Genomic DNA, 21852 nt, shown 5'->3' with positions numbered 1-21852 from the left:
AGCAATAGGGAAAACCGATTTTCCCCTGTTTGAATGGACTAGACCGATGGACGGACAAGAAATGATGCGCGATCACTTGGAAGATCCGATGATGCTCCATCAGACGCCGAAAAGGCGGGGCAGGCGCATCATCCTTCTGCTCAGCATCGGAGCGCTCGCTGTTGCGGGCGCGGCGGCAGGCAAGCCGTATGTCGAGCAAAATCCGGCCTATCAGCGTCTCGTAACCACGGCGCAGGCTCAGATGGCTCCCTTGTCGGCCCGGATCGGCGAGTTCTGGGACCGTTATGCGCCAGAAGGCGATATATTTGCCGCTCTGAGGACTGAGGTCTCGCAAACCTCCGCCAGGTTGGGGCGAAAACCTGCCACCCTGCCTCAGGAAGACAAGGCTTCGGGGGCGGCGGATCAGGCGGAGACCGAAAGTGAACGCGAGCCGGCGTCGGACGGGGGACATCCAGCGTCCAGACTTGCCGATCGTTCTCCGGCAAGTCTGGCAGAGCGCCCTCGCCCTCTGCCCTCGGTGTCAAATCCTCGAGCGCTTGGTGTCGGAGACAGCCTGAAAGTCGTCATTTACGAGCGAGTGGCGACCGAGGACGACAAATGGGGCCGTCCGTCGTCCGCATTGACGGGCATCCAGCAGCGTCCGGAACTGAGCGGCGACTACATTGTGCAGGAGGACGGTAACATCGCCGTTCCTCTGCTCGGCGTCGTTCCGGCCGCCGGCCAGTCAGAAAGTGAGGTGCAGTCCGCCCTCAGCGCCGCCTTTGAAGATATGCTCGGACGCCGGCCGCTTGTGAATGTGATGCTTTCAGCGCGTGCGCCGATCTACGTCCTCGGTCCGGTCAGGGCCCCGGGATCCTTCAAATACGTTCCCGGGATGACGGTGCTGCATGCCATTGCGCTCGCCGGAGGCCTCGATCCGCGTGTCAGTGATCCCTGGCAGAATATCGAAGCGATCCGGGCGACGGAGACGCGGGAGGAGATGTCCGGATCCATGCTGAAGATGCTCGCGAGAGCCGCCGTCCTGAGAGCGGAGCGCGACGCGACAACGCCCGTCGCGCCGCCTCAACTGGTGGCGCTGGCTGGCGCCGCACAAGCCGACAACCTCATCAACGAGCAGATCGACCGGCGCCGGGCCATCGTCCTGGCTCAGGAGTTCCGCAAGCAGACGGCGATGAACGCCATCGAGTCGGCGACGCACGATGTGCGGATCTACGCCCGCATGGATTCGCTTGAGGATCTCGTCAAGATACGCCGGGAGCGACTGGACCACATAAGGTCGCTGGTCCAGCGCAAGGTGCTCGATTCGGACGCGCTTTCGCAGGCGCAGGCCGAGTTGGCAGACGCCGAGGAGCGCCGTCACGGGGCCTTCAACCAGTACCTTTCCGCCAAGCAGCGTCTTGCGACGCTTCAGGCAGAAACGCTCAAGGCCCAGTCCGAGATCGCCAGCGAACTCGCAGGCGAAATCGAGGAGACCCAGCGCCAGATCGTTCAAAGCCAGCGCGAGCTGGATACCAGTGACGATATCCTGAGCGCTCTGCCCGCGACCCGGTCGCCATCGACGTCCAAGGAAAAACGACCGACGATTTATCGGGTCGTTCGGCAATCAGATGGACGCCCCGTCGAGATCCAAGCCTCCGGCATGACCGTCCTGGAACCAGGTGACTTGGTCAATATCTTCGAGGACGCCAGCCAGCCCCTCCATCTTCCGACGCCTGAACCGAGCGGGCAGATGACGGGCATGCCATTGGCGAGCGTCAACACGCAGGCCGTCACCAGCAACTAGACGTGGGCGGCTCGTCATATCGCCTCGCCGATAAGAAGGGATAGCAATGCGGGACCCCTCGCCGCTGCCGGCGCCGACCGGGAGCGCTCGTCATAGGCGAAGGAAAGGCTGGTCGTCAGTGGAGCATCGCGGCCAAGGCCCAGCTCTGATCCAACAGGCCACCAGGCGGACGTGAGACGCGAAGCCCACGGCACCGGACGAACTCGCAGCGATGTGCGGGAGCGACTGTCGCCTCCCACAGATGCCGTTCGCCCAATTCGCGCCGAACGATGACGCCGCCATCATAGGTTCCAGCTTCAGCTGGTATCGACCATAACGGGCATCTGGCGCCCGCGTCGCGGGATCTGGGAGGTGTCCGGCCAGTGACCCCGACGCCGCTGATCGCGCATCCTCCGCCATCGGAGCCGCATTTACTGCCGCGTTTACCGGCGCTCCTCACCTACCCGACTCGACCGAGGTCCGGAACGAGTCGGACTTTGGTCGATGAATGTCGCCGACCAAAGTTGCCACGTTTCCTCGGACCTTCCTCCCTAACGCAATCCTTAGCACTCAGTAAACTGTTCTCCCGTGCCAGCGACGTCGACAACGTCGGTCATGCATCGGGCGGCCTGCTAAGCTAGCTTAGAACACGAGCTCTGCTTCTGCCCTTAAGTATAAATGATGTGAGATAGATTTATATTCCTATGATAATTTCTCGTACCCGCCATTAAGATACATCGACCATCATTTATGTCCTGGCAGTTGAGTGGAAGACACGCACGCAGAGATGGGGATCGGCAATGGCTAAACGAATCTTTGTGGCGATATGCGAGAGCAATCCCGTCTTTCGGGCGGGCCTCGCTTCCCTCCTCAAGGAGGAGAGCTTTCGCGTATGCGCCATTGTCTCCGAGTTCCGGGAACTCGACATAAAGCCGCGCAAATGGCCTGATGAACTCCTTGTTCTTGTCGGGTACCATCGGGACACGGTCCTGGACGAAGAAGCTGTGGTTCGTCTGCATCAGGCCCACCCCGGAGCCCATATCGTCCTCCTGGCAGAGAGCATATCCGAGGATTGTCTACGTCAGGCGGAGGCTGCAAGGGCTCATGGTATCCTGCTTCGCTCGGTCTCGCAGGATGTCCTGGTAAAGAGCCTCGAACTTATCGCGCTGGGAGGATATGTTTACTCGTCGGCGTCGCTGGGAGTTGTGAATAGGCTCGACGCCTCCCCGACGGACGAGTGCCAGGTGGTGTCAGCCCGTGAGCCGGGCCTTCGGGCTGCCAAAGAGGCTGATAGTGTTCCTTCGTCTATGAATGGCAATGGAATCACGTCCGATCGCCGAGTTTCAGAGCATGCCGCTCCTGGACAGGAAAATTCCGGGATAGTCAGCGGTTACGCAGACCTGTCGGCTTCATCCAGAAAAGAGCGTCTCTCCGAGCGGGAGATGGAAATCCTCAACTATATTTCCAATGGATGTCCGAACAAGATCATTGCTCGCAAGTGCCGTATCAGCGACGCTACCGTAAAGGTTCACGTCAAATCCATCTTACGCAAGATAGGCGTCTCGAACCGCACCCAGGCTGCGGTGTGGGCGATGCTTAATATCGAAGCCGAGGCCGCATCTTCCACGACAATCGAGCCTGTGAATGAGAACAGAATGGCGATAAGCTCGGCCATCCTACGCACCGGCGATCCGGTTGATAGTCGTTCCGAACTCGTTCCGCGACGAAGTGGAACGAATGGACTCTGCTGAGCAACCGGAAGCAGTGCCATTCTTGGACCTCCAGCGACCGCGGCCAACCTTCCGTCGGGGGACGCCTGCAACTTGTGACCGCAGATCCTCGCTCTGGCCATCATCACCCCCATCGATACCCGGCGTGCCATCGCCAGGTCGCGCATGCCATCCTCCCTTCCAGACGATCGGCGCCGTCGCGGCGAACGCTGGTAGCGGTGGCATGCTGCCGGTCGCATTCCGCGGGCAAAGCGACCCGTAGATCCAAAGGGTTCAACAGCTGCCTCTGCGCATGTCCCTGTGCGATTTTTGCAGGGCCGTGCAACCAGTGACTGTGTGTGCAGAAAAAGAGGGGCAGGACCACGAGGGATAATCGACGCCCACCTACGGCGAACATTGGCTGACGGAGGCGAGCTCTTGATTGCGCGGAACCTGTTGCAAACGGGTGCACACGCAGAGTTCACAAGTCCGCTTCGTGGACAGTTGCGGAGCTATATGTTCCAGTGGCTTAAGGGGGGGTGACTCCCGCGCGATCCGCCCCAGTTCCCGTGGCGAACCGTGCTGGCCTTTCTTCGCCGGCGCTCACATTTGCCGTCGTACGCTCCGCTGCATGCCGGATCGCCCTCATTTGGATCAGCAAGATGGCCCGACGAAATTCCTCTCTCGGTCTGTTTGGCCTCTTTGGGCGGTCGGAGGACTTGCGGCAATTGGATCGCGCGTTGCGCTCCGTCGATCTTCATCCGAGCATGGTTCCCGAAGCGGTGAAGCTGACGGTGGTGGGCCTGCTGAAGGACCATGCCATCGGCGACGAGCCAGCACCTCAGTCGTATCAGTCGGCGGCCGAACTCGTCGCCTATTGCATGATCGGTGCCGAGGGGTTCGCCGGGGCCAACGATACGGCACTCGCCCTTCGGATGGAGCAGCGGATCGAGGACGCGCTGGAGCATGGGAAGACGCTGGATGCGCAACTGGTGCTGGTGACCCTGACCGCCAGGGTGATCCAGCCAAGCGTGGTCGAGCATTTCGGGCTCACCAGCGAAGCCGATTAGCGCCTCCGCGAGACATGGATCGGCCGGGGCGCGGCAGGTGCAATAACCGATGCTTTTCGCCGGCAGCCCGGAAACCGCGGGACGTCCGACCGTCGGCGCCGCGACGGCGCGATGGCCAGATGGCGGAAGACACCGTCTGACCTATCGACCGGCCGGCGGCACCGATCCTCGGGGACCGCCGGTAATTACCCATGACGGCCGGTCTCGCCCCACCCTCGTGCCCCCCGTCCCCGACAGCAACAGAGGCTGCCGCCGCGCTTCCGCGATGCCGACGGAAACCAGGTGCAGTGGGTCCCTGCCGCTGCCGGGGACGCGGCATTGACACTCACCAACCGTCAAAGGATGGTGAGGCGGGAGGAGGATCGCCCGAAGTCGGCGATCACCAAATCGACGAGGATCGAAGATCGTCGTTCGTATCGGGCGGGCCAAAAATGGCCGTCCGTCATGAATCTGGGAGGATACATGCTCATTCTTAAGACCGTCGCTTCTGCCGCGATCTTGATGGCGGGTCTCGCCGCTTCTTCATCGGCCCTGGCGCAGTCGGATTTTCCGGATCGACCAATCCAGATGATCGTGCCCTGGGGCGCCGGGGGCGGCACCGACGCGGTCGGTCGCGTCTTCGCCTCGCTGCTCCAGCAGGAGCTCGGAGTCCCCGTCAACGTCATCAACCGCACCGGCGGCTCCGGCGTCGTCGGCCACAGTGCCATCGCCAACGCCGAGCCGGACGGCTACACGCTGGGCATCATGACGATCGAGATCGACATGATGCACTGGCAGGGCCTCACCGACCTCACCTACGAAGATTTCGACATCCTGGCGATCGTCAATTCCGATCCGGGCGGCATCATGGTCTCGGCCGATTCCCCGTATCAGACGGCCGAGGAACTGCTCGCCGCCATCAAGGCGGAACCCGCGGGTACCTTCAAGGGCTCGGGCACCGGCCAAGGTGGCATCTGGCATGTCGGCCTTGCCGGCTGGCTGCTGTCGGAAGGCCTTGCGCCGGACCAGGTGACGTGGGTGCCGAGCCAGGGCGCGGCACCCGGCATCACCGACATGGTGGCCGGCGGCGTCGACCTGGTCCCGACGTCGCTCGCCGAGGGCCGCGCCATGATCGACGCGGAACGGGTGCGGCCGCTCGCGACCATGTCGGCCGAGCGGCAGGCGTTGTTCCCGGACGTGCCGACGTTGAAGGAAGCCGTCGGCTCCGACTGGACACTGTCGGTCTGGCGCGCCGTGGCCGCCCCGGATGGCCTGCCTGACGACGTGTCGGCGAAGCTCTCCGCCGCCATCGAGAAGGCCTACAACAGCGACGAGTACCAGACCTTCATGAAGGATCGCGGCTTCGGCGTACGCTGGGCCGCAGGCGAGGAGGCGACGAAGATCGTCGCCGACGACGACGTCACCTTCGGCGAAGTCATGAAGAAGGCCGGCCTCGCGCAGTAGGCCCGGCCCCAAGCTGTCGCCCGGTGCTGCCGTCACCGGGCGACGGAGGCGACACGCCGCCATCCTTCCTGCTCCGCCTCGACCGGCCGCATCCGAGCCGTGTCCTGACAGGGTTGCGCCCATGCGATTGAACGACCTGACCCTCGGCCTCGTAGTCCTTGCGGGCGCCGCGGCGATCTTCCTTTCCGCGCTCCAGTTCTCGCCGATCCCCGGCCAGTCCTATGGCGCCGAGACGATGCCGAAGGCCATCGCCCTGCTGGCCTTCGGTCTCGGCACCTTCATGGTCGGCAAGAGCTTCGCGACCGGCCAGCGACGACCGGGCGTGGCACTGGCCGGTTGGACGCGATCGTCTGCCTCGCTTTTTGGCCTGTTCGCCGCCCTCGGCCTCGTCCTCGCCTACATTCTCTTCAGCGGGACGATCGGGTTCGTGCCCATGGCGTTCGTCGTGACGGCCGGGTTGATGCTCGTGCTCGGCGTGCGGCCGCTGACCGCGATCCCCGTGTCGCTCATCGCCGTCGTCATCATCCAGCAGGCATTCGGAAGGCTGCTTCTCGTGCCGCTGCCGCGCTCCGCCATGCTCGGCTTCCTCTGGTAGACGCTATGGCCCCGCTCGCAGATGCCTTCGCGCTCGTCTTCCAGCCCTACGTGCTGATGGTCATCCTCGGCTCGGCCTGCTTCGGCATGTTCGTCGGGGCGATACCCGGCCTGACGGCCACCATGGCCACGGCGCTCCTCGTCCCGATCACCTTCTTCATGGATCCCGTCCCCGCGATCAGCGCCATCGTCACGGCAACGGCGATGGCGATCTTCGCAGGCGACATCCCGGGGGCGCTGCTTCGCATGCCCGGAACACCGGCGAGCGCCGCCTATGTGGAAGATTCCTACCGGATGACGCGGAGCGGGCGCTCCGAGGAAGCGCTGGGCGCAGCGCTCGTCTTCTCTTCCATCGGCGGTCTCTTCGGGACCCTCGTGCTCGTCCTCGCCGCGCCCATGCTCGCCGAGGTCGCGCTCAAGTTCTCGTCCTTCGAGTATTTCTGGCTGGTGATCCTCGGTCTGTCCTGCGCCGTCTTCGTGTCGCCGGGCTCCGTCGCGCGGGGCCTCATCTCGCTCGTCATCGGGCTCTTCGCCGCGACGGTGGGGATCGACAATCCCGCCGGCGAGCCGCGCTACACCTTCGGCATCGTCGATCTCCTCGGCGGCGTCGAATTCATCTCGGCGATGATCGGCCTGTTTGCCGTGTCGGAGGTCCTGCGCGCCGTCGTGCTGCGTTCGGACCGGCCGGAGATCGCGCCATCTGCCCGCTCCGGCATCTTCCGCAGCCAGATCAAGAATTTCAAACGCTATCCGACGCAGATCGTGCGGGGCAGCGTGGTCGGCACCGCCATCGGCGCCCTGCCGGGGGCCGGCGCCGACATCGCCGCCTGGATTTCCTATGCCATCAGCAAGCGTTTCTCCCGGCAAAAGGAGAAGTTCGGAACCGGCCATGTCGAGGGCCTCGTGGAGGCCGGCGCCGCCAACAACGGCGCCGTCAGCGGCGCATGGATCCCGGCGCTGGTCTTCGGCATCCCCGGCGACTCGATCACCGCGATCGTCATCGGCGTGCTCTACATCAAGGGCATCAATCCCGGGCCGACCGTGTTCCTCAACGACCCGCAGCTGATCTATTCGATCTTCATCGTCTTCTTCATGGCCAACATCATCATGCTGCCTCTCGGCTGGGTGGCGATCAAGGGCGCGGGAACGCTGCTGGCGATCCCCGCCCGGGTGCTGATGCCGATCATCCTGATGTTCTGCGTCGTCGGGGCATTCGCGATCAACAACTCACTCTTCGGCGTGATGATCATGCTGGTCTTCGGCATCGTCGGTTTCCTGATGGAAGAGAACGACATCCCGATCGCGCCGGCCATTCTGGGGCTCGTGCTCGGGCCGATGCTGGAGCAGAACTTCATCACCTCGATGATCAAGGCGGACGGCAGCTTCCTCGCCTTCTTCGAGCGGCCGATTGCGGCCGGGCTCGGGGTCTTCACCATGCTGGTCTGGTGCCTGCCGATACTGCTGATGCTCATGGCACGGCGGCGGAACGCCGATCCCACGGGGCGTCGCGCGGGGTGACCTCGCGGCCAGCTGACTGGTCGCCGTCCAGCATGTCCGGCGACGCCGCGCGGTGCTAGCGCGACCGCTCCCGCGCCGGATCCGCGTCGGGGTATTCGATCCCGTCCTCCATCGTCTCGTCGACGTTCTCCGGCGTCGCCTTATCGTCTCGCCTGGTGGGAGCAACTCTCTCGGTCTGGCGCTCCCGCACGACCGGGTCCTGCCGGTCGTTCTCTTCCGTGGGTATGTCGGGCTTGCTGGCGGTCATGATCACTCCTCCTTGGAGACGGAGGAACGTCCGGGACGGCCACACCGGTTCCATCGAGAAAATCATGGGGAAGCGCATCCGCCGCCGGGACACATCGGGGCCGCGGCAGCGGATCCGGCGCGACGACGTCAGATCGGCTCAGCTGACCGGATCCGGCTCGACCGAAAGCGCGTCGTCGATCATGGCCTGATTGTGGAGGGCCGCCGTCATCCACCCGGCCGCGAGGTCCCGCACGCCTTTGCGTCTCGCCTTCAGGGGAACGATGACGTTGTAGCGTCCCGGAGGAACCACGGCCGCATCCCCGATGCGCACCAGGGTCCCGTCTCTCAGGAAGGCGTCGACCAGCGTTCGCCATCCGAGCGCAACGCCTTGTCCCGCGCGCGCCGCGGAGATCGATTCCGTATAGTGACTGAACCGCAGCGAAGGCTTTCGATTGGCAGGCGCATGCCCCACGCCCGCAAACCAGTCGTGCCAGCTATACCAGGTCCTGTCCGGCTGGTCGGTCTCGATCTGGTCGTAGGAAGCCTTCCAGAAGTCCCCGTCCGGCAGACGGCGGAAATACTCCGGTGAGCAGACCGGGAAGATCTCGTCCCCGCAGGAGGCGAGCACGGTTCCGTCGGCGAACGGCGGCAGGCCGTAGCGGACCGCAATGTCGACCTGCCCCCCGTCGAGATTGATCTTGCTGTCCTGCGAGATGACCCGGATCTGCACGTCGGGATGCAGCCGGCGAAACTCACCGAGGCGCGGCAGCAACCACAGCGCGGAGAAGGCCAGGCTCGCACCGATGGTGACGACCTCGTTCACGGTCGATGACCGGAGCGCATCGACGCCCTCGGCCATCCGCGCGAAGCTGTCCGTGAGGATGTTTCCCAGCGCGAGGCAAGCGGCGGTCGGCTCGATCGACCGATGACCGCGCACGAACAGGATCGTCCCGAAATCCTTCTCAAGAGCCGCGATCTGCCGGCTGACGGCAGCCTGCGTCACGTTGAGCTCCTGCGCCGCCGCCGTGAAACTTCGGCGCCTGATGACCGCCTCTACCGCCACGAGCGCCGTGAGCGAAGGGATATTCTTCCGGAACTGCATGCCACCACCTCCGGTTCGAGACCCTCTTCCATAACATGGCGTTATGCGAAGCTCGCAACTTTCTGCCGTTGAAGCGGGAATGCTTGAGGTCAATTATTCGCCGCGCCCTCCATCAGGTAATCCCATGCTGAACCGGCTCCCATCCTCCATCTCAGCCCTGCTCGACTCGCGGACCGAAGGTTGCTCGCTGCCCGCGGGGCTCTACACGCGGGACGACGTCTTCGCCGCCGACCTCGACGTCTTCTTCCATCGCCACTGGATACAGGTCGGCCTGGAGTGCGACGTGCCCGAGCCGGGCGATGCCGTCACGATCGAAATCGGCAGCGCCAGCCTGATCCTGCTGCGGGACGACGACGAAGAGATCCGGGTGCTTCGCAATTCCTGCCGCCATCGCGGCGCCCGCCTGCTCGACGAGGGCCGGTCGATCGTCTCGAAGCTCGTCTGTCCCTATCACCAGTGGACCTACGAGCTGAGCGGCGAGCTGATCCATGCACCGCACATGGGCGCCGACTTCGACAAGTCCTGCCGCAGCCTGAAGCCCGTCCACTTCAAGTCGATCGGTGGGCTGATCTATGTCTGCCTGTCGGACGACCCGCCGGCCGACATCGCCCAGCTGGAAGCCGTCATGGAGGAACGTCTCGCCCCCTATGACCTCCGCCATGCGAAGGTTGCCCATCAGGTGGACGTGATCGAGCAAGGCAACTGGAAGCTCACGATCGAGAACAATCGCGAGTGCTATCACTGCTCGGCCAACCATCCGGAGCTCTGCGTCTCCTTCATCGACCTCGATTTCGGCTTCGACCCGGCGAGCTTGAGCCCGGAGGACCGCGAGGAAGCAGAGCGGCATCAGGCGCTGTACGAGGCTCGCACGCGGGAGTGGGAATCCGACGGCTATCCCTCCGCCGCGATCGAGCAGCTCGCCGGCAACATGACGAATTTCAGGACGCAGCGCCTGATCATTGCCGGCGCCGGCGAGTCGCAGACCCCCGATGCCACCGCGGCGTCAGCCAGGCTGCTCGGGACGATGACGCGGAAGGATCTGGGCGATACCCATCTGTGGGGCCACAATTCGTGGAACCACTTCATGGGCGACCATGCGGTGGTCATCACGATCGTTCCCCTCGCCGCCGACCGGACGCTGGTGCGCACCAAGTGGCTGGTCCACCGGGACGCCGTGGAGGGCGTCGACTACGATCTCGACAAGCTGACCAGTGTCTGGCTGGCGACGACGGAGCAGGATTCCGGGCTGGTCGAGCGTTCCCATGCCGGCATCGCCGATCCCGCCTACGAGCCGGGGCCCTACTCGCCCTTCACCGAGGGCCAGCTCAACAATTTCGTCACCTGGTACATCGAGCGTCTGCGCGCCCATGGCTACTGAGGCTGCGGCTCGGATCGGCGAAGCGGTCCGACCGATCTTCTGGGATCGCGAGTCCGACGCCGAACTCGACTGCATCGAGGCCAGGGCGGAAACCCAGGACGTCAAGACGTTTACCTTCCGGTCGCCGGCAGGCCGGCACTTCTCGTTCGGCGCCGGGCAGTTCTTCATCTTCGAGGTGGTGATCGGCAGCGAGACCCATAGCCGCTGCTACAGCCTGTCGTCTTCGCCGCTCCGGACCGGCGAGGTCTCGATCACGGTGAAGCGCGTTCCGGGCGGCATCGTCTCGAACTGGCTCCACGACAATCTCGTCCCGGGTACCCGGATCAGGGCAACCGGCCCGCTCGGCCAGTTCACCCTGCCCTCTGCGCAGACAACGAAACTCCTGCTGCTGTCTGCCGGGTCGGGCATCACGCCGGTCATGTCGATGGCGCGGGAAATGGCCGATCGCGGCGAGGCGGGCGACGTCGTCTTCCTCCACGCCGGCAGGACGCCGAAGGACCTGATCTTCCGGGAAGAGCTTGGGGCCATCGCAGGTCAACTGGACGGCTTCCGCCTTCTCTATCTGCCCGAAACCATCGCCAACGAGCGCGGGTGGCACGGCCTCACCGGGCGGATATCGAGCGCGTTCGTGTCGCTGGCGGTGCCCGACATCGCCGAACGGCTGGTCATGTGCTGCGGTCCAGCCCCGTTCATGGCCGAGGCACGAAGAATCGCCGCAGCGTCGGGCGTTCCGGCCGCGAACTACCGGGAAGAAAGCTTCGACGCGGCGGTGATCGAGGAGGCCCCGGCGCCGCTCGCGGAAGCGGCTTCCGAGATGAGCTTCAGCGTGACGTTCTCGAAGCAGTCCCGGACGATCGACGTGCTCGCCGAACAGACGGTCCTGGCCGCGGCCAGGAAGGCCGGCGTGAAACTCCCCTCCTCCTGCGCCAACGGGATTTGCGGCACGTGCAAGTCGAAGCTGACCAGCGGGTCGGTCGACATGAAGCATGGCGGCGGCATCCGGCAGCGCGAGATCGACGCGGGGTTCTTCCTGCCCTGCTGCTCCAAGCCGCTCAGCGACATCGTAATCGAGCGGTAGCTCCAGCGAGCGATGACCCGAAGCGCCGCTGCGAGGTCGACGGCGGCCCTCCAGATCGGGATCAGATATCCTTCACCAGCCGCAGCGCATCATAGATCGCCGCATGCGTGTTGCGGGCCGACACGGCATCGCCGATCCGGAACAGCTGGAAACTGCCGACAGGATTGCGCGAGATGCTTTGCGGCACACCGGCAATCAGCTGCTCGTGCGAGACCTCGCCCAGATTGCGCGACGACGGCTTGAGCTCGAAATAGAGGTCGTCCAGCGGCACGGTGCCGTGATTGACGACCACCTGGTCCACTAGGCGCTGCTTCGCCACACCGCCATAGTCGCTGCCGATATGGGCGATCAGGCGGTTGCCGCTGCGCTCGACGGAGTGGAGGCGGAAGGTCACGGTGAAGGTTACGTCCAGCTTCTGCAGCGAGCGCATGTAGGGCACGAGGTTCATCGCCATGACCTCCGGCGCGAAGGCCCGGTCAGGGGTCATCACCTCGACCTTCGATCCCGCGGCGGCGAGGATCTCCGCCGCCTGAAGCCCGGCGTGGTCGCCCGCGTCGTCGAAGACCAGCACCTCGGCCCCCGGCTTGACGTCGCCGGAGATGATGTCCCAGGCCGAGACCACGAGCTCGTTGCCGGTCGTCAGGATTTCCGTGTGCGGCAGGCCGCCGGTTGCCACGATCACCACGTCCGGGCTCTCCGCCGCGACCGTGTCCGCTTCCGCCCAGCTGTTGAAGTGAAACCGGACGCCAGCCTTCTCGCACTGGCCCATCCGCCAGTCGATGATGCTGATCATCTCCTTGCGCCGATGGCTCTGGGCGGTGAGCCGGACCTGCCCGCCCGGGTCGTTCGCCGCTTCGAACACGACGACCGCGTGGCCGCGCTCGCCCGCCACCCGCGCGGCTTCGAGACCCGCGGGCCCGGCGCCGACGATGACGATCTTCTTTCGCTGGGCGGTCGGCGCGACGACATGCGGCATCGTCAGCTCGCGTCCGGTCGCCGCGTTGTGGATGCAGTAGGCGGCACCGCCCTGGTAAATCCGGTCGAGGCAGTAATTCGCCCCGACGCAAGGCCTTATGTCCTCCTCGCGCCGCTCGATGATCTTCCGCACGATGTGCGGGTCGGTCATGTGCGCGCGGGTCATGCCGACCATGTCGACCTTGCCGGCGGCGATGGCGAAACGCGCCGTGGCGACGTCCGGGATCTTGGCCGCGTGAAAGGTCGGGAAGTCCGTGGCGGCCCGGATCTCGCCCGCCATGTCGAGATGCGGGGAATTGGCCATGCCCTGGATCGGGATGAGGTCGGTGAGGCCCGCGTCGGTATCGATGTGGCCGACCACGACGTTGAGGAAATCGACGAGGCCGCTTTCCTTCAGGCGTCGCGAGATCTCGAGCCCGTCCGCCTTGGTCGTGCCGCCCGGCAGGCACTCGTCGCCGGTGTAGCGGACGCCGACGATGAAGTCGGGCCCGACCCGGTCGCGGATGGCGCCCAGGACCTCGAAGCCGAAGCGCAGGCGGTTCTCGATCGACCCGCCATAAGGCGCGTCGAGCTCGTTCGTCAGCGGCGACCAGAACTGGTCGAGCAGATGACCGTAGGCCTCGAGCTCGATGCCGTCCATGCCGCCCGCCTGCATCCTCTCGGCCGCATCGGCATAGTCCTTGACGATCCGCTCGATGTCCCAGTCCTCGAGCTTCTTCGGGAAGGCCCGGTGCGCCGCCTCGCGATGGTGCGACGGCGCCACGACGGGCAGCCAGTCGCCCTTGTCCCAGCGCGTGCGGCGGCCGAGATGGGTCAGCTGGATCATCACCGCCGCCCCCGCCTCGTGGACGGCATCCGTCATCTCCCGCACCCACGGGACCACCTCGTCCTTGTAGGCAAGGATGTTGTTGAAGACCGGCGGGCTGTCCTTCGACACGGCGGCGGAGCCCGCCGTCATCGTCAGCGCCACACCGCCCTGCGCCCGCTCGACGTGATACGCCCGATAGCGCTCCTTCGGCATCCCGTCCTCGGGATAGGCCGGCTCGTGCGAGGTCACCATGATGCGATTGCGCAACCGCAGATGCTTGAGCTGGAAAGGCTGAAGGAGGGGATCGCTCGACATCTACCGGGTTCCTGTCCGACGAACTGGCCTGACTTACGGCCCAATGTACACAGGTGTCAAGTGAGACGACATGTACGTCTTGCTTACCGACACAAGTGTACATTGCGCTTGATCTCGCGTCCCGGGCTCGTTAGGCTCTTCCGCATGGACCAGTTGGTGAATGACAGCACTGGGCGCGGGTCGCCGGAGATCTGGCTTGAGGCAGCCTATGACCTGCTGATCGAATCCGGAGTCGACGCGGTCAAGATCCTGACGCTCGCCAAGAAGCTGAACCTCGCACGGACGAGTTTCTACTGGTTCTTCAAGGACCGCGAGGAATTGCTGGCCGAGTTGATCTCGCGCTGGCGCGACAAGAACACCGGCAACATCGTGAGGCAGTCCGAGGCTTACGCAGAGTCGATCGCCGAGGCGATGCTGAACGTGTTCGACTGCTGGTTCGACAACACGCTCTTCGACTCGCAGCTGGAGTTCGCGGTCCGGAGCTGGGCACTGCAATCGGACGACATCCTCGCCGAGGTTCGCCAGTCCGACCAGCTGCGGATCGAGGCCCTGACCGCCATGTGCGCGCGCTTCGGCGTCGATCCGGCGACAGCCGACGTGCGTGCCCGCACGATCTATCTCGTCCAGATCGGCTATCTCTCCATGCAGACCCGCGAGGACATTGCTGTCCGGATGCGGCGAATCCCGAACTATGTCGAGATCTTCACGGGACAGGCGCCGCAGCCTCGCGAACTCGATCGTTTCTTCTCAAGACATGGCTATTCGGAGTGAACGATCGCCAATCATCATTCAAAAGGGAGCCGTCGATTGGCGCATGACAAGCTGAGCGTTCGCAACCTCACCAAGATCTTCGGCACCGACCCGCAGCATGCCCTCCGCATGCTGAAGGACGGCAGCGCGAAGGAGGCGATCTTCCGCGAGACCGGCAGCGTCGTCGGCGTCCACGACGTGAGTTTCGACATCAAGGCGGGCCAGATCTTCGTCGTCATGGGCCTGTCCGGCTCCGGCAAGTCGACGCTGATCCGCATGCTGAACGGGCTGATCAAGCCGACATCCGGCGAAGTGCTGATCGACGGAGAGAATGTCGCGAACCGCAGCGATGCGGAGATCGTCCGGATCCGCCGCGAGAAGATCGCCATGGTGTTCCAGCATTTCGCGCTGTTTCCCCACAAGACGGTCATCGACAACGTCGCCTATGGCCTGAAGGTTAAAGGTACCGACGCCGCCATCCGCCACGCCCGCGCCCTCGAGGCGCTGGAGCGGGTGGGGCTTTCGGCCTATGCCAAATCCTATCCAGAGCAGCTCTCCGGCGGCATGCAGCAGCGCGTCGGGCTGGCCCGGGCGCTGGCCGCCGACGTCGACATCCTCCTGATGGACGAGCCGTTCGGGGCGCTCGACCCGCTGATCCGCCGCGACATGCAGGAGGAGCTGCTGCGGATCCAGCAGAGCCTCAACAAGACGATCGTCTTCATCACCCACGATTTGAACGAGGCGCTGATGCTGGGCGACCGCATCGCCATCATGAAGGGCGGACGCTTCGTGCAGGTCGGTACGGCCGAGGAGATCGTCGGCGCGCCGGCAGACGACTACGTCGCCGCCTTCACCCAGGACATCGACCGCTCGCGGGTGTTCAGCACGATGCGCGTCGCCGAACCCGCCCACGCGCTGGAAGCGGGAACCGACACCCGCGAGACGGCGCTGGCCGCCATGCGCTCCCTCGGCCGCGACGCGCTCTATCTCGTCAAGGCAGGGCTGCCGCTCGGCGTCGTGACGCATCGCGGCCTTTCCGACGAAAGCACCGTCGGACAGTCCCTCGAGCAGGCCGCCCGCAAGGATTTCCCGCGAACATCGGGCGACGCGCCGATCTACACGCTCTACCCGCTGGCATGCCAGGGCGTGCCGATCGCCGTGGTGGACGACGACGACCGGCTGATCGGCATCGTCGAGCCGGGCGCGATCTGCCGGGAGGTCGGCAACGAGCGGGACAGGACCGGGGCGGACGCGGCGCCGCCACTTCCCGCCGGAAGCGCCGCGCTCGCTGCCGGCCGACAGCCGCTCGCCGCCAGCCTGCAGGAAGGCGCCCACTAGATGTTCAGCCCCTCAGACTACGCCACCCTGCCCCTCGCGAACTGGATCGAGACCTTCGTCCGCGGCTGGGTCGTGCCGAACTTCCGGCCGTTCTTCCGGGCCGCGCAGGAGCCCGTCACCTTCGTCCTGCAGGCCCTCGACGCGTTCCTGAACGCGGTGCCGATGCTCGTCTTCACCGCGGTCCTCGTCCTCGTCGCCTGGCGTGCGGCTGGCCGCGGCGTCGCGATCTTCACCGCAGTCGCGCTCGTCCTGATCGACCTCATCGGCCTCTGGTCGGAGACCATGACGACGCTGTCGATGATCATCACCGCCCTGTTCTTCTGTGTCCTTCTCGGTGTGCCGCTCGGTATCCTGTCGGCACGCAGCGACCGTTTCGCCAGCATGGTCCGGCCGGCACTCGACATCATGCAGACCATCCCGTCCTTCGTGTATCTCGTGCCGATCGTCATGCTGTTCGGCGTCGGCATGGTGCCCGGCGTCATCGCCACCATCATCTTCGCCCTGCCCCCGATCATCCGGCTCACCGATCTCGGCATCCGCAACGTCCGCGGCGACCTCATCGAGGCGGCCAAGGCCTTCGGCTCGACGCCGCGGCAGATTCTCTGGGAAGTGCAGCTGCCGCTGGCGCTGCGGACGATCATGGCGGGCCTCAACCAAACCCTGATGCTTGCGCTGTCCATGGCGGTGATCGCCGCCCTGATCGGCGCCGGCGGCCTTGGCCTCACCGTCTACACGGGCCTCGGGCGCCTCGATGTCGGCACGGCCACGGTGGGCGGGATCGGCATCGTGCTCCTCGCCATCATGCTCGACCGCATCACGCAGGGGCTTGCCGATCCCGGCAGACCCCGCGGCTCGACGCGCGCTACCCTGGCCCGGCTGCTGCGCCCCATGGCGTTCGGAAGCCGCACCATCAAAAGCGAACCGGCGGAGTGACCTGACGGCGACGTCCCTCCCGATGTGGCTCTGCCCAACCTGCGTTCGCGCCAGCGAATGCTCCAGCCCTCGAACCACCAACCGAAGGAAAACCAAGCCCATGACGATCAGGACGCTGCAGAAATATCTCGCGACCGCCGGAGTCGCTGCCCTGGCGCTGACCGCGGCCGCACCCGGCTTCGCCCAGGACATGCCGGGTGACGGCGTCACCGTCACCATGGCCCGTCCGACATGGGACACCGGCTGGTTTTCGACCGAGATCTATCGCCAGCTTCTCCAGAAGCTCGGCTACGAGGTGACGCAGCCCACGACGCTCGATGCGCCGGTATTCTACCAGGCCGTCGGGCAAGGCGACGTGACGCTGTGGGTCGAAGGCTGGTTCCCGCTGCACAATACCTATGAGAGCGCCTTCGACGGCCAGGCCGAGAAGATCGGCTATGTCGCCAAGGGCGGCGCGCTTCAGGGCTATCTCGTCGACAAGGCTTCGGCCGAGGAATTCGACATCAAGTCGCTGGAGGACTTCAAGCGGCCGGAGGTGATGGAAGCCTTCGATCGCGACGGCGACGGCAAGGCCGATCTCGTCGCCTGCCCGCCGGGCTGGGGCTGCGAGGTCACCATCACGCATCAGCTGGAAGCCTTCGACCTCAACGACTCGATCAACGCCATCAAGGCCAACTATTCCGCGTCGATGGCCGACGCGATCGCCGCCCACGAGCAGGGCGACCCGATCCTGTTCTATACCTGGACCCCGAACTGGACCGTGGACGAGTTGAAGCCGGGCGAGGACGTCGTCTGGATCGAGACGCCGGGGGTCGAACTGCCGGAAGACCAGATGAGTCTTGCCGACGCCGCGACGGTGCCGGGTGTCCAGGGCTGCGTCGCCGATCCCTGCGTCATGGGCTGGCCCGCCAACGACATCCAGCCGGTCGCCAATACCGAGTTCCTGAACGAGAACCCCGCCGTGCGCACGCTCCTCGAGGCAGCGTCGATCCCGCTCGAGGACATCTTCGCCCAGAACGCCGCCATGAATAACGGTGAGAACAGCGAGGAAGACATCCAGAAGCAGGCCGCCGATTGGATCGAGAGCAACAAGGCCGACACCGACAAATGGCTGGCCGACGCAAGGGCAGCAGCGAACTGAGACCACGCCTTGCGGCCCGAGCCCGTTCTCGTCCGGCGCTTGCCACACGCTGAATGATGCTGTGAGACGGCATCGGACAATCTCCCGCCCGACGGACTCCTGTCGGGCGGGTTTTCATTTGCACACGCCACCATCCCGCGAACGGCCGGCACGCTGATCCCGGAGATCCCATCATGACAATCCACCGACCGAGCCAGCCGCATCCCATGACCGAAACGCTGCCCTTCGCCGATCTCTGCCTCGACTGCTCGGCGCTGCTGTCCGGCGCCGACCTGACCGGACCGGCCTGGACCAAGGAAGCGATCGCGCTGCTCACCGGCGATGCGCGGCGCTCGGCCGACACGCATCTGGTCAAGCCGAACTTTCCCGGCCTTCCGGGCATCGACATCTATTTCAAGGACGAGTCGACGCATCCGACCGGCAGCCTGAAGCACCGGCTTGCCCGATCGCTGTTCCTCTATGGCATCTGCAACGGTGCGATCCGCCAGGGCACGACGCTGGTCGAGGCCTCCTCGGGATCGACGGCGGTCAGCGAGGCATATTTCGCGCAGTTCCTGAAACTGCCGTTCATCGCCGTGATGCCGCGCTCGACCAGCCCGGAGAAGATCGCCGCGATTCAGCGCTTCGGCGGGCGCTGCGCCTTCGTCGAGCGCGCCGCCGACATCTATGACGAGGCGATCCGCATCGCCGCCGAGACCGGCGGCTATTATCTCGACCAGTTCACCTTCGCCGAGCGGGCGACGGACTGGCGCGGCAACAACAACATCGCCGAGAGCATCTTCGACCAGATGCAGGGCGAAGTTCACTCCGTCCCGGCCTGGGTGGTGATGAGCGCCGGCACCGGCGGCACCTCGGCGACGATCGGCCGCTACATCCGCTATCGCGGCCTCGACACGCGGCTCTGCGTCGTCGACGTCGAGCACTCCGCCTTCTACGACGCCTATCGGACAGGCAATCGCGACGTCACCTGCTCCAAGGGCTCGCGGATCGAGGGGATCGGCCGCCCGCGGGTCGAGCCATCCTTCCTGCCGGCGGTCATCGACCACATGATCAAGGTGCCGGACGCCGCCTCGATTGCGGCGATGCACGTGCTCTCCGAGCGCCTGTTCCGCCGCGTCGGCGGCTCGACCGGCACCAATTTCTTCGGCCTCTGCTGGATCGCCGCCTGCATGATGCGCGCCGGCGAGACGGGCTCGCTGGTCACGCTGATCTGCGACAGCGGCGACCGCTATGCCTCGACCTATTACGATCCGGGCTGGCTGAAGGCGAACGGCATCGACCTCGATCCCTACCGCCGGCGCATCGAGGCCTTCATCGACCGCGGCGTCGACGGGCTCTAGCCCCCCTGGCGCCCACCTGTCCCACACCGAGGGCCACACCTTACGCGGAGTCAAAGGGTTGACGCTCGCGCGGCTGGTCCGGTAGATCGGGCCAGTGCCTGCGGGCGGCTGGCGGTCGAATGGCTGCAGCGAGGGGGAAGCACGCCTTCCACGCCTCTGGAGAGGTCGGGCGTGTACCAGTTCAATTTTACTCCCGTGTTCGACAATTTCGATCAGCTCCTCGCGGGAGCCTGGGTCACGATCCAGCTGTCCTTCGGGGCGATGCTGATCGGGCTGGTGGTCGCCGTCGTCTGCGCCGTCGGCAAGACGGCCGGGCCGAAGCCGGTACGCTTCCTGATCGACGTCTATATCGAGCTCATCCGCAACACGCCGTTCCTGATCCAGATCTTCTTCATCTATTTCGCGCTTCCCGCCTTCGGCCTGCGGCTGACGCCGGGCACCGCGGCGCTGCTGGCGCTGGTCGTCAATGTCGGCGCCTATGCGACCGAGATCGTACGCGCCGGCATCGAGTCGATCCCCACCGGCCAGGTCGAGGCCGGCACGGCGCTCGGGCTGAAGCGCGGCCAGATCTTCCGCTATATCGTCATGAAGCCGGCGCTGCGGACCGTCTATCCGGCGCTGACCAGCCAGTTCATCTTCCTGATGCTGACCTCGAGCGTCGTCTCCGTGATCTCGGCGAACGACTTGGCCGCCGCCGGCAACGACCTGCAGGCGCAGACCTTCGCCTCGTTCGAGGTCTATCTGGTCATCACGGCGATGTACCTCGCCCTCTCGCTCGGCTTCTCGGCATTCTTCAGCCTGATCCAGCGGGCCGCCTTCCACTACCCGATGAGCCGATAGGAGGCACCGACATGATCCGCGCCTTCGGCCCCGATGAAGTCTGGTTCATCCTCTCCGCGGTCCAGTGGACGCTTGCGCTCTCGGCGATCGCATTCGCCGGCGGCGCCGTCGGCGGGCTGATCACGGCGCTCGCCCGCGTCTCGCACAACCGCATCATCTCCGGCCTCGCCCTCGGCTTCATCCGCCTGTTCCAGGGCACGCCGCTCTTGATGCAGCTGTTCCTGGTGTTCTTCGGCCTCAGCATTCTCGGCTACGGCGTCAATCCCTGGTTTGCCGCCGCGCTCGCCCTGACCCTCCACGCCTCCGCCTTTCTCGGCGAAATCTGGCGCGGCTGCATCCAGGCGGTGCCGGCGGGACAGGCCGAAGCCAGCTGGGCTCTCGGCATCTCCTACTACGACCGGATGAAATCCATCATCCTGCCGCAGGCCGCCCGCATCGCCGTGGCGCCGACGGTCGGCTTCCTGGTGCAGCTGATCAAGGGCACCTCGCTCGCCTCGATCATCGGCTTCGTCGAGCTGACGCGGGCCGGCCAGATCGTCAACAACGCCACCTTCGACCCCTTCAAGGTCTTCGGTCTGGTCGCGCTGATCTATTTCGTCATCTGCTGGCCGCTGTCGCTGGTGGCCCGGCACATGGAACGCCGCTTCGCCGCCATCGCGCAGCGCTGACCCTATCTATCGTCACGCCGCTTCGGCACGACGTCATCCAACGGGAGGAACACCATGAACTATTTCACCAAGGCACTCGGCTTCGCCGCCGCGGCCGCACTGCTCGCCGGCGCCACGATCGCCCCGGCTTCGGCCCAGACCGTCGAGGAGATCAAGGCGCGCGGCACCGTCAATATCGGCATGCTCGTCGACTTCCCGCCCTTCGGCATCCTCGACCTGCAGGGCCAGCCGGACGGCTATGACGCCGACGTCGCCAAGCTGCTCGCCGAAGACATGGGTGTCGAGGTCAATATCGTGCCCGTCACCGGCCCGAACCGCATTCCGTATCTGCTTTCCGGCCAGGTCGACCTCCTCGTCGCCTCGCTCGGCATCACCCCGGAACGTGCCGAACAGGTCGACTTCTCGCAACCTTATGCCGGCATCGAGATCTTCGTCTATGGCGACCAGAGCCTCGAAGTCGCCGACGCTGCCGGCCTCTCCGGCCAGAACGTCGGCGTTGCTCGCGCCTCCACGCAGGACACCGCGATCACCGAGATCGCGCCGGCCGACGCCAACATCCAGCGCTTCGACGACGACGCGACCGCCGTCCAGGCCCTGCTGTCGGGCCAGGTGCCGCTGATCGGCGCCTCCAACGTCGTGATCGCGCAGATCAACCAGGCCGCGCCCGATCGCTTCGACGCCAAGTTCCCGCTGCGCCAGCAGAGCCAGGGCATCGCGGTGCGCAAGGGTTCGGAAGAGCTGCTGACCTACGTCAACGGCTTCCTCAACCGCGTCAAGGAAGGCGGCGAGCTCAACGCCATCCACGAGGAATGGCTGCAGTCGCCGCTGCCGGACTTCCTCGCCAAGACGCAGCAGTAAGAAG

Annotated in this window: 19 protein-coding genes; 16 read left to right on the top strand and 3 right to left on the bottom strand. The window is 65.2% G+C overall.

Annotated features, from left to right (window positions below; translation table 11 throughout):
- The first annotated feature begins 46 nt into the window (after positions 1–46).
- From GGR03_RS17210 to GGR03_RS17185, 6 genes are all read left to right on the top strand, one after another.
- Complete coding sequence (locus tag GGR03_RS17210) at positions 47–1783, top strand: polysaccharide biosynthesis/export family protein (protein WP_183209970.1); 1737 nt, start codon at positions 47–49, stop codon at positions 1781–1783.
- Positions 1784–2562: 779 nt separating this feature from the next.
- On the top strand, positions 2563–3513 hold the full coding sequence (locus GGR03_RS24350) for a response regulator transcription factor (RefSeq protein WP_183209969.1): 951 nt from the start codon (positions 2563–2565) through the stop codon (positions 3511–3513).
- A gap of 620 nt (positions 3514–4133) precedes the next feature.
- Positions 4134–4541 carry a hypothetical protein gene (locus GGR03_RS17200; protein WP_183209968.1) on the top strand — a complete coding sequence of 136 codons (408 nt, stop codon included), beginning with the start codon at positions 4134–4136 and terminating at the stop codon, positions 4539–4541.
- Between the two features lie 462 nt (positions 4542–5003).
- Positions 5004–5984, top strand: a complete 981-nt coding sequence (locus GGR03_RS17195; RefSeq protein ID WP_183209967.1) for a tripartite tricarboxylate transporter substrate binding protein — start codon at positions 5004–5006, stop codon at positions 5982–5984.
- A 121-nt stretch (positions 5985–6105) separates the two neighbouring features.
- A complete protein-coding gene (locus GGR03_RS17190; protein WP_183209966.1) occupies positions 6106–6579 on the top strand; it encodes a tripartite tricarboxylate transporter TctB family protein in 474 nt (157 codons plus the stop codon).
- A gap of 5 nt (positions 6580–6584) precedes the next feature.
- Positions 6585–8096 (top strand): tripartite tricarboxylate transporter permease, encoded by a 1512-nt coding sequence (locus GGR03_RS17185; RefSeq protein WP_183209965.1) that lies wholly within the window; start codon positions 6585–6587, stop codon positions 8094–8096.
- Between the two features lie 55 nt (positions 8097–8151).
- On the opposite strand, the gene GGR03_RS17180 is transcribed toward GGR03_RS17185, so the two are convergent.
- Positions 8152–8343 carry a hypothetical protein gene (locus GGR03_RS17180; protein ID WP_183209964.1) on the bottom strand — a complete coding sequence of 64 codons (192 nt, stop codon included), beginning with the start codon at positions 8341–8343 and terminating at the stop codon, positions 8152–8154.
- Between the two features lie 138 nt (positions 8344–8481).
- On the bottom strand, positions 8482–9426 hold the full coding sequence (locus tag GGR03_RS17175; RefSeq protein ID WP_183209963.1) for a LysR substrate-binding domain-containing protein: 945 nt from the start codon (positions 9424–9426) through the stop codon (positions 8482–8484).
- A 124-nt stretch (positions 9427–9550) separates the two neighbouring features.
- Between GGR03_RS17175 and GGR03_RS17170 the strand changes: the two genes are divergently transcribed.
- Positions 9551–10804, top strand: a complete 1254-nt coding sequence (locus tag GGR03_RS17170) for an aromatic ring-hydroxylating oxygenase subunit alpha (RefSeq protein WP_183209962.1) — start codon at positions 9551–9553, stop codon at positions 10802–10804.
- Entirely contained in the window at positions 10794–11882 is a 1089-nt protein-coding gene (locus GGR03_RS17165; protein ID WP_183209961.1) for an FAD-binding oxidoreductase, read from the top strand. Before GGR03_RS17170 ends, GGR03_RS17165 begins: the two co-directional genes overlap by 11 nt.
- Before the next feature lie 61 nt (positions 11883–11943).
- Here the strand turns inward: GGR03_RS17165 and GGR03_RS17160 are convergent, their stop codons facing one another.
- Positions 11944–13980 carry an NADH:flavin oxidoreductase gene (locus tag GGR03_RS17160; protein ID WP_183209960.1) on the bottom strand — a complete coding sequence of 679 codons (2037 nt, stop codon included), beginning with the start codon at positions 13978–13980 and terminating at the stop codon, positions 11944–11946.
- Between the two features lie 144 nt (positions 13981–14124).
- Between GGR03_RS17160 and GGR03_RS17155 the strand changes: the two genes are divergently transcribed.
- The 8 genes from GGR03_RS17155 (at position 14125) to GGR03_RS17120 (ending at position 21848) form a co-directional block, all read left to right on the top strand.
- The gene (locus tag GGR03_RS17155) at positions 14125–14751 is read left to right on the top strand and encodes a TetR/AcrR family transcriptional regulator (protein ID WP_183209959.1); all 627 of its coding nucleotides are present in this window, start codon (positions 14125–14127) and stop codon (positions 14749–14751) included.
- 36 nt (positions 14752–14787) lie between these two features.
- Complete coding sequence (locus GGR03_RS17150; RefSeq protein WP_246368110.1) at positions 14788–16068, top strand: quaternary amine ABC transporter ATP-binding protein; 1281 nt, start codon at positions 14788–14790, stop codon at positions 16066–16068.
- The gene (locus GGR03_RS17145) at positions 16069–17001 is read left to right on the top strand and encodes an ABC transporter permease (protein WP_183209958.1); all 933 of its coding nucleotides are present in this window, start codon (positions 16069–16071) and stop codon (positions 16999–17001) included.
- Positions 17002–17101: 100 nt separating this feature from the next.
- The gene (gene proX, locus GGR03_RS17140; protein ID WP_183209957.1) at positions 17102–18142 is read left to right on the top strand and encodes a glycine betaine/L-proline ABC transporter substrate-binding protein ProX; all 1041 of its coding nucleotides are present in this window, start codon (positions 17102–17104) and stop codon (positions 18140–18142) included.
- 173 nt (positions 18143–18315) lie between these two features.
- The gene (locus GGR03_RS17135; protein WP_246368109.1) at positions 18316–19482 is read left to right on the top strand and encodes a PLP-dependent cysteine synthase family protein; all 1167 of its coding nucleotides are present in this window, start codon (positions 18316–18318) and stop codon (positions 19480–19482) included.
- A gap of 171 nt (positions 19483–19653) precedes the next feature.
- Complete coding sequence (locus tag GGR03_RS17130; protein ID WP_183209956.1) at positions 19654–20322, top strand: amino acid ABC transporter permease; 669 nt, start codon at positions 19654–19656, stop codon at positions 20320–20322.
- A gap of 11 nt (positions 20323–20333) precedes the next feature.
- Positions 20334–20990, top strand: coding sequence for an amino acid ABC transporter permease (locus GGR03_RS17125; protein WP_183209955.1), 657 nt, complete (start codon positions 20334–20336; stop codon positions 20988–20990).
- A gap of 54 nt (positions 20991–21044) precedes the next feature.
- The gene (locus tag GGR03_RS17120) at positions 21045–21848 is read left to right on the top strand and encodes a transporter substrate-binding domain-containing protein (protein ID WP_183209954.1); all 804 of its coding nucleotides are present in this window, start codon (positions 21045–21047) and stop codon (positions 21846–21848) included.
- Positions 21849–21852 lie beyond the last annotated feature (4 nt).

This window comes from Aurantimonas endophytica, assembly GCF_014196845.1.
Lineage (GTDB): Bacteria > Pseudomonadota > Alphaproteobacteria > Rhizobiales > Rhizobiaceae > Aurantimonas > Aurantimonas endophytica.
This window is presented reverse-complemented; position numbering and strand designations above follow the sequence as displayed.

Excerpts from the sequence above, each read along its gene's own strand:
- GGR03_RS17210 (WP_183209970.1), top strand. The coding sequence starts at position 47 with ATGGACGGACAAGAAATGATGCGCGATCACTTGGAAGATCCGATGATG.
- GGR03_RS24350 (WP_183209969.1), top strand. The coding sequence starts at position 2,563 with ATGGCTAAACGAATCTTTGTGGCGATATGCGAGAGCAATCCCGTCTTT.
- GGR03_RS17200 (WP_183209968.1), top strand. The coding sequence starts at position 4,134 with ATGGCCCGACGAAATTCCTCTCTCGGTCTGTTTGGCCTCTTTGGGCGG.
- GGR03_RS17195 (WP_183209967.1), top strand. The coding sequence starts at position 5,004 with ATGCTCATTCTTAAGACCGTCGCTTCTGCCGCGATCTTGATGGCGGGT.
- GGR03_RS17190 (WP_183209966.1), top strand. The coding sequence starts at position 6,106 with ATGCGATTGAACGACCTGACCCTCGGCCTCGTAGTCCTTGCGGGCGCC.
- GGR03_RS17185 (WP_183209965.1), top strand. The coding sequence starts at position 6,585 with ATGGCCCCGCTCGCAGATGCCTTCGCGCTCGTCTTCCAGCCCTACGTG.
- GGR03_RS17180 (WP_183209964.1), bottom strand. The coding sequence starts at position 8,343 with ATGACCGCCAGCAAGCCCGACATACCCACGGAAGAGAACGACCGGCAG.
- GGR03_RS17175 (WP_183209963.1), bottom strand. The coding sequence starts at position 9,426 with ATGCAGTTCCGGAAGAATATCCCTTCGCTCACGGCGCTCGTGGCGGTA.
- GGR03_RS17170 (WP_183209962.1), top strand. The coding sequence starts at position 9,551 with ATGCTGAACCGGCTCCCATCCTCCATCTCAGCCCTGCTCGACTCGCGG.
- GGR03_RS17165 (WP_183209961.1), top strand. The coding sequence starts at position 10,794 with ATGGCTACTGAGGCTGCGGCTCGGATCGGCGAAGCGGTCCGACCGATC.
- GGR03_RS17160 (WP_183209960.1), bottom strand. The coding sequence starts at position 13,980 with ATGTCGAGCGATCCCCTCCTTCAGCCTTTCCAGCTCAAGCATCTGCGG.
- GGR03_RS17155 (WP_183209959.1), top strand. The coding sequence starts at position 14,125 with ATGGACCAGTTGGTGAATGACAGCACTGGGCGCGGGTCGCCGGAGATC.
- GGR03_RS17145 (WP_183209958.1), top strand. The coding sequence starts at position 16,069 with ATGTTCAGCCCCTCAGACTACGCCACCCTGCCCCTCGCGAACTGGATC.
- proX (WP_183209957.1), top strand. The coding sequence starts at position 17,102 with ATGACGATCAGGACGCTGCAGAAATATCTCGCGACCGCCGGAGTCGCT.
- GGR03_RS17135 (WP_246368109.1), top strand. The coding sequence starts at position 18,316 with ATGACAATCCACCGACCGAGCCAGCCGCATCCCATGACCGAAACGCTG.
- GGR03_RS17125 (WP_183209955.1), top strand. The coding sequence starts at position 20,334 with ATGATCCGCGCCTTCGGCCCCGATGAAGTCTGGTTCATCCTCTCCGCG.
- GGR03_RS17120 (WP_183209954.1), top strand. The coding sequence starts at position 21,045 with ATGAACTATTTCACCAAGGCACTCGGCTTCGCCGCCGCGGCCGCACTG.